General features: G+C 62.6%; 10 protein-coding genes. 6 read left to right on the forward strand and 4 right to left on the reverse strand.

The features are described from left to right. Positions 1 to 109: 109 nt before the first annotated feature. From EYW47_RS23710 to EYW47_RS23720, 3 genes are all read right to left on the reverse strand, one after another. Positions 110 to 1,057: a substrate-binding domain-containing protein gene (locus tag EYW47_RS23710; RefSeq protein WP_240763881.1), complete on the reverse strand. Its 948-nt coding sequence runs from the start codon at positions 1,055 to 1,057 to the stop codon at positions 110 to 112. A 709-nt stretch (positions 1,058 to 1,766) separates the two neighbouring features. Further along, complete coding sequence (locus EYW47_RS23715; protein ID WP_133197278.1) at positions 1,767 to 3,224, reverse strand: NAD-dependent succinate-semialdehyde dehydrogenase; 1,458 nt, start codon at positions 3,222 to 3,224, stop codon at positions 1,767 to 1,769. Positions 3,225 to 3,235: 11 nt separating this feature from the next. Then, positions 3,236 to 3,994 (reverse strand): SDR family NAD(P)-dependent oxidoreductase, encoded by a 759-nt coding sequence (locus EYW47_RS23720; protein WP_133197279.1) that lies wholly within the window; start codon positions 3,992 to 3,994, stop codon positions 3,236 to 3,238. A gap of 176 nt (positions 3,995 to 4,170) precedes the next feature. Here EYW47_RS23720 and EYW47_RS23725 point away from each other — a divergent pair, with 176 nt between their 5' ends. Then, positions 4,171 to 4,956, forward strand: coding sequence for an IclR family transcriptional regulator domain-containing protein (locus EYW47_RS23725; RefSeq protein WP_133197280.1), 786 nt, complete (start codon positions 4,171 to 4,173; stop codon positions 4,954 to 4,956). A gap of 132 nt (positions 4,957 to 5,088) precedes the next feature. Here EYW47_RS23725 and EYW47_RS23730 read toward each other — a convergent pair whose 3' ends face one another. Continuing rightward, complete coding sequence (locus EYW47_RS23730; protein WP_133197281.1) at positions 5,089 to 5,928, reverse strand: IclR family transcriptional regulator domain-containing protein; 840 nt, start codon at positions 5,926 to 5,928, stop codon at positions 5,089 to 5,091. Between the two features lie 122 nt (positions 5,929 to 6,050). Between EYW47_RS23730 and EYW47_RS23735 the strand changes: the two genes are divergently transcribed. From EYW47_RS23735 to EYW47_RS23755, 5 genes are all read left to right on the forward strand, one after another. Then, positions 6,051 to 7,322, forward strand: a complete 1,272-nt coding sequence (locus tag EYW47_RS23735) for an aromatic ring-hydroxylating dioxygenase subunit alpha (RefSeq protein ID WP_133197282.1) — start codon at positions 6,051 to 6,053, stop codon at positions 7,320 to 7,322. 2 nt (positions 7,323 to 7,324) lie between these two features. Further along, on the forward strand, positions 7,325 to 7,795 hold the full coding sequence (locus EYW47_RS23740) for an aromatic-ring-hydroxylating dioxygenase subunit beta (RefSeq protein WP_133197283.1): 471 nt from the start codon (positions 7,325 to 7,327) through the stop codon (positions 7,793 to 7,795). Positions 7,796 to 7,850: 55 nt separating this feature from the next. Then, on the forward strand, positions 7,851 to 8,837 hold the full coding sequence (locus tag EYW47_RS23745; protein WP_133197284.1) for a 2Fe-2S iron-sulfur cluster-binding protein: 987 nt from the start codon (positions 7,851 to 7,853) through the stop codon (positions 8,835 to 8,837). Positions 8,838 to 8,962: 125 nt separating this feature from the next. Then, positions 8,963 to 9,625, forward strand: coding sequence for an SDR family oxidoreductase (locus tag EYW47_RS23750; protein ID WP_133197285.1), 663 nt, complete (start codon positions 8,963 to 8,965; stop codon positions 9,623 to 9,625). 190 nt (positions 9,626 to 9,815) lie between these two features. Then, positions 9,816 to 10,814, forward strand: a complete 999-nt coding sequence (locus tag EYW47_RS23755) for an ABC transporter substrate-binding protein (RefSeq protein WP_133197286.1) — start codon at positions 9,816 to 9,818, stop codon at positions 10,812 to 10,814. Positions 10,815 to 10,912 lie beyond the last annotated feature (98 nt).

Genomic DNA, 10,912 nt, shown 5'->3' on the forward strand with positions numbered 1-10,912 from the left:
TGCACTAAAACGCGCAGAAAAAAAACTCCACCCAAACAAAAACAGCAATTCGTGCCACCATGCGATATGCAAACCTAAATACAAAAATCCAGTAGCACTACGTTATATATCAATGCTCAAACACAGCTTTAAGCTTCTGAGGCGGAAGCGCCGACGTGAGATCTGCATCCGGCGGAGCCGACGGATCACACTTCGGATCGAGCCCCTTGCTACTATCCGCATAAGCATATGGCAGAATCGACGGCGACTCCTTATCCGCCGTGCCCTGATAAGCCGCCACACCCTGCCGCACAGCAAATCTCACATAAGTCGTCGTGCCATCGAGCGTGTAATACGGATACGCCTTACCCGCCTGCTTCGCCGCAATGAAATGGCAATTCACTTGATTGTCGCTGGCAATCGTCGCAATGGCGGGCACAGGAAGATGAGCCTGCTCGAATGCCTTGACGGCGGCCAGCGCGGTCTCTCCACCATCGGTCACGATGGCATCAATCTTCGGATACTGCGCGATGAGCCCGACGGTGGCCTTCTGGGCATCGACGGGATTCCAGTTCGTCACGATGTACTGCTGGTTAAGCAACTTCAGCCCCGGATACTTCTTGAGCCCTTCTCTAAGACCGTCCATGAAGTTCTGTGAAGTGGTCGCCCCGGGCGATCCACCCATGAACACGACATTGCCCTTCTTGAGCGTCGTGCCAAGCCAGTCGGCCCACAGCACGCCAATCTGCTGCGTATCGCCCACCACGTTCACGACGTAGTCACGGCCCGGCGTGCCAGCAAGCTGCGCCGAATACGGCACGACCGCAACACCTGCCTTCATCGCCGCCCGCATCGCCGGAAGCTGCACCGCACCAAAGTCAGGCAGCAGAATAAGAACGTTGATCCCCTGCGCGACCATGCTGTTGATGTCGGAATTCGCCTTCTGCGGATCGCCGTTGGCGTTGCTGTAGATGATGCGCGTGACGTTCTTGCACCGGCTCAGCTCGTCCCTGACTTCGGCGAGCCCGGTCTTGCGCCACGTATTGCCACCGTAGCCGTCCGACACGCCGACGATCATCGGCTTCGTGCCGCACAACGGCGTGATGTCGCCCTGATGGTTCGTGATGGAGTCCTGCGCCGCATGGGCCGCGGTACAGGTGAAACCCGCGGCAAGCAGCAGGCTCGCGCAGAGTTGCATCGCCGAGGCGAGCAGCTTCCCTCGCCTGAGCCGAAGATCGCGCCGGCTCTTGAGGCCCGCTGGATGAGCGGCCGTAGTCTCATGCGCAAGAAGCGGACTTTGCGGTTGTTGCACCGCATGCGATACGCGAAGCTTGAAGAACATGGTGATCCTCGTGGTGGGTGGTGGATGAGGTGTGGAATGGGGCCGGTCAGGAAAATGGCGCCTTCCTGCAGCGGCATTGCTACGGCATCCTAAGTGCAACAGTGCGTTGCAAGATCGATTTATATCGAATAATGTGTTTTGGAATGAGTGAAGTCAAGACCCCTGGGGAAAGTCCCTGGCAGGGGCGCGCGTGGAGGCTACGCTGGGGTCGCACGAATGCACCGTGCGTGCAAGGGCAAGGCACGGGCAAGTGCGTGGACGAGAGTAAGGCAGGGGCGGGGACCGCACCCCTGTCCGCAGGCTCAGAGGGAGAGCGGGGCGCGGGATCAAGAAAACAGCGATGCCCCCGTCCGCCGACGGGGGCACGCGTACAACCGGTGGCGCACTGCGGCTAGTTCAAGGCGTTGCGGTCCGCCATCGCATTGAGGCGTTGCCCGAGTCGTTCTCAGGGCACCCGGCTGGCCTGCGACACGAACTTGGTGACGAGGTAACCGTCGAACGTCTCGATGCCGCCTTCACTGCCCATGCCGCTCTCCTTCACGCCGCCCAACGGCGTTTCGGCCAGTGCCAGGCCGAAATGGTTGATGCCGACCATTCCGGCCTCGATGCGGCTAGCCGCGTATTGGGCGGTTGCGATCGAATTCGTGAACACGTAGGAAGCCAGCCCATATGGCAGCGCGTTGGCGCGCGCCAATGCCTCGTCAGTGCTACTGAATGTCGTTATTGGCACAACGGGCCCGAACGGTTCCTCGACCATCAGGCGCGCGTCTTCGGGCACGCCGGTGAGGATCGTCGGGGGGAAGAAGTAACCCGTTTCAGTCAGACGATTGCCGCCACACACCAGCGATGCGCCGCGCTCGCGCGCGTCCGCCACCAGAGACTGCATGGCGTGCACGCGACGCTCGTGGGCCAGCGGGCCCATCTGGGTCTGCGGATCGAGGCCGTCTCCCACCCGTAGCGGTGCGTATTCGGCAGCGAAGGCATCCACGAACCGCTCATAGGCTTTTTCGTGCACGAAAAAGCGGCTCGGCGCCATGCAGACCTGGCCGGCATTGCGTGTCTTGGTGCGCGCCAGAAAACGCGCGGCCTGCTCGACGTCAGCGTCATCGAACACGAGCACCGGCGAGTGGCCACCCAGTTCCATCGTCATGCGCTTCATCTGCGCGCCGGCCATCGACGCCAGCTGTTTGCCGACCGTGGCGGAGCCGGTGAACGAAATCTTGCGCACCGCCGGGGCGTTGATGAGATGGCTGGAGACCTCGGAAGGCACGCCCCAGACAACGTTGAGGCATCCCGCCGGCAAGCCCGCGTCGTGGAAGATGCGCGCCATCGCCACCACGGCGCTTGGCGAATCCTCCGGGCCCTTGAGGACCAGCGTGCAACCCGCGCCCAGGGCAGCGACCACCTTGCGCAGTGACAGGTTGAAGGGAAAGTTCCAGGGGGTGAATGCCGCGCAAACTCCGATGGGCTCACGCGTGACCGTCTGCTGCACGCCCGGCGTGCGCGCCGGTATCACGCGCCCATAAATGCGCCGGCACTCTTCCGCATGCCATTCAGCGTGCTCAGCGCAGCTTTGGACTTCCAGCACGGCTTCGGCGAGAGGCTTGCCCTGGTCGAGCGTAATGTTGCGGGCGATCTGCGGCGCGCGCTCGCGGATCAACGAGGCGACGCGGCGCAGCAACGCCGAGCGTTCGATCGCCGGTGTGTGTCGCCAGGTCTGGAATGCCTCCGACGCTGCGTTCACGGCGTCGTCGAGATCCTTGGGCGTAGCGTGCGGCAAGCGAGCGATTGCCTTGCCCGTCGCCGGGTTGATCACATCCTGCTCGGGCCGCCCATTGGCGCCCAGAAAGCGGCCGCCGATGTAGAGGGCAAGGGTTTCGTATTGTGCGGTTGTAGTGTCCATGGCGGGCTGACTCAAAGAAATACGCTGCCGCCGTCCACGGCGAGGGTTTGGCCGGTGACAAAACCCGCACCGTCACTAACGAGGTAAGCCAGTGCCGCGACGAGGTCGCCAGGCACCTGATCGCGCTGGATACAACGGCCGGCAGTGCGCGCGTTTTCACCAATGCGCTCTTGCAGATCGGTCTGCAGCACGCCGTCGCTCAGCGTGAAGCCCGGCGCAATGGCATTGACCGTAATGCCGTCCTTTGCGAGCTCCCGCGCAAGGGCGCGCGTGAACGCAATGACGGCACCCTTGCTGGCCACGTAGTGCGCCATGTTCACCGGCCCCTTCATCGGCACATTGGAAGCGATGTTGACGAGGCGCCCCCGGCCGCTCTGGCGCAAATGCGGCAACACCGCTTTCGCACAGTTGAATGGGCCCATCGTGTTGACTTCCATCACCCGCATCCATTCCTGATTGGTGATCTGGTCAAAGGGCTTCAGCGTCAGCGTGGTGAACAGCGCGGCGTTATTCACGAGGCCATCGATGCCGCCGAACTCCGCTACGGCCGCGGCCGCCATGTTCGCGACATCGGCTTCGCTGACCACGTCCGTGCGCACGCCGATGGCTTGATGTCCGGACTCGCGAAGACGGGCTGCGGCTTCGTCCGCGCCACGCAGGTCGGCGATGACGACACGATGCCCCAACTGTGCAAGGTGTTCGCTGAAAGCGTAGCCAATGCCGCTGGCGCCGCCAGTGACGATAATGCGCTTGGGTGATTCGGGTTTCATGGTTTCCTTCGCACGTCAGAAGACTTCAGGTGACAATGAGTGATCGATGTTCCTGTGGGTCGCTTGGCCCGGGGTATGTAGCGCAATATCAGCAAAGGCCGATTGGGTGTCAACGATCGTGGCTACAATGTCCGGATACCGGACTTTTGTACGAAATTCGAATATTGCGAGGGTCTATGGCTGCTGATGCGAGCGAGAAAGAAACGCAGGAAAGCGAACCTGAATACGTGATGGGCCTCGAAAAGGGGTTGTCCATCATCGAAGCATTCGGTATGAAGAGAGGGCCGTTGACCGTTACGCAGGCGGCGGAGATAACCGGTCATACCAAGGGCTCGGTACGACGCAGCTTGCTGACGCTGTGCAGGCTGGGCTATGCCGCGCAGCATGGCTACACGTTTGTTTTGGCACCGCGCGCGCTGCGGCTTGGCTACGCCTATGTCGTCTCGGATCCGTTGACCAAGGTCGCGCAGCCCATCCTCGAGATCACCAGTGAGCGCACGCAGGAGTCCGCATCGATTGCCGTGCTGGATGCGCAGGATGCCGTTTTCGTCGCGCGCTCGACGCATCGGCGCAGCCTGTCGAGCGGTTTGGGGGTGGGCTCGCGCTTGCCTGCTTACTGCAGCGCCACAGGGCGCGTTCTGCTCTCGGGGCAGCCGGCGGCCGAGGTGAGATTCATGTTGAACAGAATGGCGCGCCCCGCGCTTACGCCCCACACCCTCACGACGACCGCCCGCATCATGAAGGAGATCGAATTTGTCGGCAAACACGGGTACGCCATCATCGACGAAGAGCTGGAGATCGGCGTTCGCTCGATCGCCGTGCCAATCCGCAACGCGCGTGGCGAGATGGTTGCGGCCATGAGCCTTTCGGTGTCTACGAGCCGCATGACGCGCGAAGGCGTAGTGGAGCATCTGTTGCCGGAACTTGAGAGCGCACGCCGTCACCTCGCCGCGCTGCTATAGCGCTGCGCCTGTTCTGCGATGCATCGCCAGCGAGCCCGCGTGGCCGCGTGGCCGCGTGGCCGCGTGGCCGGATTCGCGAATCGCCAGCCGCCCCGCAGCTATTTGCTACGACCCGAAGTGACCCGCAGCGACCTACAGCGAGCGTTGCAGCCGCCCGGCGGTTTCACGCAGCACCGGCAGGAATTTTTCCCGCAATGTGTCGACGTTCACGCGCCCTGAAAAGACGCTCACGCTCAGCGCCGCCTCGATTTGCCCGGCGCTGTTCTTCACCGGCACGGCCATCGCCGACATGCCGATTTCCAGCTCCTCGTCGCTGATGGCGTAGCCGTCCTCCGCCGCGCGCCGGATGGTCTTCAGGACGCCTTCGAGATTGGCCACCGTGCGATCGGTGAACCGCTTCATGGGCACGCTTTCGAGGTGCGCGCGCACTTGCTCTTCAGGCAGGCCGGCGAGCAGCACGCGTCCCGTGGCCGAGCAATAGGCGGGCAGGCGGCCGCCGAGCTTCACGCCCGTCGACACGATGCGGACCGCTTCGGCGCGCGCGATGAACACCGCATAACCCTCGTCCAGCACGGCCAGCGAGACCGACTCCTGGAGCTTGTCGCGCGTGCTCGCCAGCAGCGGCTGCGCAATCTGCGGCAGCGACGACGTGCTGAGGTAGGCGCTGCCCAGCCGCAGCATGCGCGGCAGCGGCGTGAAGAACTTGCCGTCGTGGGCGAGATAGCCGTGCTCGACGAGCGTCAGCAGGCAGCGCCGCGCCGCGGGACGGCTCAGATCAGCCAGATGCGCCGCATCCGAAACGGTCATGCGCGTGGTATTCGGCCCGAACGCCTCGATGATGGCCAGCCCCTTGGCCAGCCCCCCCATGCCTTCCTTCGCATGGGCCGGCGTCGCCCCGGCCTCATCCTTGACGGACTCGACGGACGATGGGGCGCCTTCCTCTCTATTGACAGAGCTTTTGGTGGGTGTCATATTGGGTCGTATATCGAACAATGTACGGTATTCGAACACACCCGGGCGGGGCTGTCAACTGCGGTCTCGCCGAGGTTCCCGGTAACCGGCGTTTGGCAGACGCCCTCCACGGAGTCAGCAACTTGAACATCATCCCCATCCAGCCGGCGCGGCGCGCCAGCATCGAGTGGCCCGCCGAGGGCGTCACGCGCGTGCCTTATACGCTGTTCCAGAGCGACGAAGTCTATGCAAACGAGCAGGACGCAATCTTTCGGGGTCCGAACTGGAGCTATCTGTGCCTCGAAGCCGAGCTGCCGAACCCGGGCGACTTTCGCAGCACGTTCATCGGCGATGCGCCGGTGGTGGTCACGCGCGACACGGACGGCGAGCTCTATGCGTTCGAAAACCGCTGCGCGCATCGCGGCGCGATGGTGTGCCTGGAGGACGCGGGCAACGCGAAGGACTTCAGCTGCGTCTACCATGCCTGGACCTACAGCCTGCAGGGCGATCTGCTCGGCGTCGCGTTCCGGGACGGCATCAACGGCCAGGGCGGCATGAAAGAAGACTTCTGTCCCGGCGATCACGGCTTGCGCAAGCTGCGCGTGGCGACGCTGCACGGTCTGGTGTTCGGCAGCTTCTCCGACGATGTGCCGCCGCTCGACGAATACCTTGGCGAGGAGATCGTCGAGCGCATTGCGCGCGTGCTCGAAAATCGCACGCCCGTCGTGCTCGGCCGCTTCACGCAGATGCTGCCGAACAACTGGAAACTTTATTTCGAAAACGTTAAGGATTCCTATCATGCAAGCATCCTGCATCTGTTCTTCACGACCTTTCAGTTGAACAAGCTCTCGCAGCGCGGCGGCATCATCGTCGACCCCAGCGGCGGCCATCACGTCAGCTATTCAGCCGTCGATCACGCGGCCGAAGCGGCGAAGCAGACCGCCACGCAGGACTATGCGGCTCAGAACATCCGCTCGGAGAGCGGCCACCGCCTCGAGGACACCTCGGTGCTCGCGGGCGCCGACGAGTTCGGCGACGGCATCACGCTGCAGATTCTCTCGGTGTTTCCGGGCTTTGTGCTGCAGCAGATCCAGAACGCCATTGCGGTGCGCCAGATCCTGCCGCGCGGCGCGCGCCAGACCGAGCTGAACTGGATCTATCTCGGCTTCGAGGACGATACGCCCGAGCTGCGGGAAATGCGTCTGCGCCAGTCGAACCTCGTGGGCCCGGCCGGCTATGTCTCGATGGAGGACGGCTGCGTGGGCGGCTTCGTGCAGCGCGGCATCGAAGGCGCAAGCGACGCGCGCTCGGTGATCGAGATGGGCGGCGCTGGCACGACCAGCAGCGCGAGCCGCGTGACGGAAGCCTCGATTCGCGGCTTCTGGAAGGCCTACCGTAACGCAATGGGATATTGACGATGACGCAGGACATCCACCAACTGATCGCCCGAGCTCAGGCCGAATACGTGCGCTGCATCGACGACGGCGACCTCGGGCAGTGGCCCGACTTCTTCACGCCATCGTGCGTCTACCGGGTCACGACCGCCGACAACCATCGGCGCGGCCTCGTGGGCAGCATGATCTACGCGGCCTCGCACGGCATGCTGGTCGACCGGGTGGCGTCACTGCGCGACGCCAATATCTACGAACGGCACGCCTACCGGCATCTGCTCGGGCAGCCGTACGTGATCGGCGACGAGGGCACCGAGGCGCGCAGCGAAACCTCGTTCATGGTCGCGCGCATCATGCGCGACGGGACCACCGACCTGTTCGCGACGGGCCGCTATTGCGACGTGTACGTGCGCGACGCGGTGGGCGTGCGCTTGCGCGAGCGGGTTGTCGTGTGCGACAGCTCGCGCATCGACACATTGCTCGCGTTGCCGCTATGACGCCCGCAAACCTGCCTTCGACCGGCATCGGCTGACAATGCATCGAGGTGATATCGTGGACTTTCGCATTTCCGTCGCCGAGAGCGACATAACCTTTCCTTGCGCGGACGGTGAAACCGTGCTCGACGCGGCCGAACGCGCCGGCTATGCGGTGCCGTACTCGTGCCGCAAGGGCGTTTGTGCCTCCTGCGAGGGTCGCCTCGTAGCGGGCGAGGGGCGCTCGCCGGTGCAGGGCGCCGTGGCGGCGCCGGTCGAGCGCGCGCTGCTGTGCTGCTTGCGGCCCGACACGGACCTCACGATCGCGCCGCGTCGCATCGAGAAGCGCGACCCCATCGCGCGCAAGACGCTCGAAGCCGCCGTCTACCGCATCACGCAGCCGGCCAGCGACGTCAGTGTCCTGCAGTTGCGGCTGCCCACGGGCGTGCGCGCGAAGTTCGGCGCCGGCCAGTATCTGCAGGTCGAGCTGGAGGACGGCACGCGGCGCAACTACTCGATGGCGAATGCGCCGCACGAAAACGACAGCGTGCAGCTGCATGTGCGCCACGTGCCCGGCGGCCGGTTTTCTGAAGCCGTGCTGGGCAGCCTCGCGAAGGGCGACCGGCTGCGCGTCGAACTGCCGTTCGGCGAGTTCATGCTGCGCGAAGGGTCGGACAAGCCCGCCGTGCTGCTCGCCACCGGCACAGGGTTCGCGCCGGTGAAGTCCATCGTCGAGGATGCCATCAAGCGCAAGCTCGAACGGCCGTTGCATCTGTACTGGGGCGCGCGCCGCGCCGAAGACCTCTACCTCGCAGCGCTCGCGCAGAAATGGCATGACAGTGGCCGCGTGAAATTCGTGCCGGTGCTCTCCGAAGCCGATGAAGCATGGACGGGCCGGCGCGGCTTCGTGCACGAGGCCGTGCTCGAAGACTTCGGCTCGCTGGCGGGACATGAGGTGTACGCATGCGGCAACCCGTCGATGACGAGCGCCGCGCGCGAAACCTTCGTGAAGGCCGGCTTGCCGGAAGACGACTTCTTTAGCGACGCGTTCGTGCATACGGGCTGACGCGCCTGTGTCGGTGCACGTGATCCACTAACCCCTGACGTTCCCACATTTTGCGTTGATGCCACGGCCGGAAGCTGGGCCGGAGTTTCGACAAGCATCTTTCATATTTAACAGGATACCTAATAGTGAAAACATTTCTCAGTATCGGATCTGGTCCGGGCATCGGGATCGCGACCGCCGCGCGTTTTGCGTCTGAAGGCTTTCGTGTGGTTCTAACCTCGCGCAATCCAGGGCAGCTTGCTGAAAGGGCCAAACAACTGTCCGACAAGGGCTACACCGTCAGCACCAAGACGGTCGACGCCGGAAATATGGACAGCGTGCTTCAGCTCGTGCGCGAAACGGAAGCGGAGTTCGGCGCAATCGACGTTCTGCATTTCAATGCGGCGGCTATGCATTCAGGTTCGATCGAAACGCAGCCGGTCGAGACGTTCGTGCCCGATCTGACTGTGAATATCGGCGCTGCGCTCGTCGCCACGCAAGCGGTTTCGCGAGGCATGCTGGCACGCGGCAGCGGCGCGATCCTGCTGACCGGCGGCGCGCTGGCAACGCACCCGCATCCCGATTACCTGCTGCTTGGCATTGGCAAGGCGGGGATTCAAAACTTGACGCACGCGGTTTTCGGCAGCTTCAAGGATCGTGGCGTACATGTCGGTTCTGTCACCGTGGCAACATTCGTTTCGGCCGACTCGCCCGAAGCGCGCGGTGTGGCTCAGGCGTTCTGGGAACTGTATGCCCAACCGCGCGAAAGCTGGACGCCGGAGCTTGTCTATCCAGCGCAATCCGTCTGAACGAACGCAATCATTCAACCGATGTATTGGCCCGCCGGTCAATGGTGTCATGGCCCTTGACTTGAGTAATCCATAGTAGGATCATGCGATATAGCATGAAATTATCATGACCTGACCGGGTTCGCAGCCGGTGTGGCTGGCGCGTGCCAATGCTTTCGGTTCTATCGTTTCGTAACAAGGAGAAGAGGTAATGGGAAATCACAAGCTTCGGTTGTCGATCGCCGTTGGAAACTATGACCGCATGCGGCCGCTTGTCGATGGGGATGTTCAGATCGACGGCGTCGATCCGGTGTTCATGCTGCAGGAACCCGAGGAGATCTTCTTTCGCGCGTTTCGGCACGCCGACTACGACATCTGCGAGCTGTCGCTGAGCAGCTACTCGGTGAAGGTGGCTGCGGGCACGTCGCCGTATACCGCTGTGCCGGTTTTTCCGTCGCGGGCCTTCCGGCATACGTCGATCTACGTGCGTGCGGACCGGGGGATCGAGAAGCCAGAAGACCTGAAGGGCAAGCGCATTGGGGTGCCTGAATATCAGCTTACCGCTAATGTCTGGGTTCGGATGCTGCTCGAGGAAGAGTATGGGGTGAAGGCTTCGGATGTGACGTGGGTGCGCGGTGGCTATGAAGATCCAACCCGGGTTGAGAAAATCTCGCTGAATCTGCCGGACGATATCAAGGTGGAAGATGCCCCTGAAGGTGAGACTATTTCCAGCCTGCTGGCGGCGGGGAAGATCGATGCTGTGATTGGGCCGCGTGCGCCGTCCTGTTTTGATCAGGGGCATCCGCAGGTTCGGTATCTCTTTGAGGATCCGCATAAGACTGCGGCTGATTGGTATTCGCGGACCAGGCTGTTTCCGATTATGCATACGCTTGGGGTCAGGAAGGCGCTTACGGATGAGCATCCGTGGCTGCCCGGGGCGCTAGTCAAGGCATTCGAGAAGTCGAAGGCGCTCGCGCTCGCGAGGCTTAGTGAGACTGGTGCTACCAAGGTGACTTTGCCGTTTGTTGAGGATCAGCTGCGCGCTGCGCGAAAGTTGATGGGGTTTGATTTCTGGCCTTACGGTTTTAAGGAGAATGAGAGGACTGTTGATCGGTTTCTTGCCAGGCATTATGAGGAAGGGCTTTCTAGTCGGCGGTTGCAGCCGCAGGAGCTGTTTCATCCTGCAAGTCTTGAGAGTTTTAAGATTTGAATTGCGCGCTATGCGCTATGCGCTATGCGCTATGCGCGTTGGGGTGTTGGCCTTTCCTTGTTTTCATGTCGGTATATTAGTGTTGCCCCTGTGCGGGG

It is taken from the genome of Paraburkholderia silviterrae, assembly GCF_004353915.1.
Taxonomy (GTDB): domain Bacteria; phylum Pseudomonadota; class Gammaproteobacteria; order Burkholderiales; family Burkholderiaceae; genus Paraburkholderia; species Paraburkholderia silviterrae.

Coding starts and splice junctions, on each gene's coding strand:
- EYW47_RS23710 (WP_240763881.1), bottom strand. CDS start 1,057: ATGATCGTCGGCGTGTCGGACGGCTACGGTGGCAATACGTGGCGCAAG.
- EYW47_RS23715 (WP_133197278.1), bottom strand. CDS start 3,224: ATGGACACTACAACCGCACAATACGAAACCCTTGCCCTCTACATCGGC.
- EYW47_RS23720 (WP_133197279.1), bottom strand. CDS start 3,994: ATGAAACCCGAATCACCCAAGCGCATTATCGTCACTGGCGGCGCCAGC.
- EYW47_RS23725 (WP_133197280.1), top strand. CDS start 4,171: ATGGCTGCTGATGCGAGCGAGAAAGAAACGCAGGAAAGCGAACCTGAA.
- EYW47_RS23730 (WP_133197281.1), bottom strand. CDS start 5,928: ATGACACCCACCAAAAGCTCTGTCAATAGAGAGGAAGGCGCCCCATCG.
- EYW47_RS23740 (WP_133197283.1), top strand. CDS start 7,325: ATGACGCAGGACATCCACCAACTGATCGCCCGAGCTCAGGCCGAATAC.
- EYW47_RS23755 (WP_133197286.1), top strand. CDS start 9,816: ATGGGAAATCACAAGCTTCGGTTGTCGATCGCCGTTGGAAACTATGAC.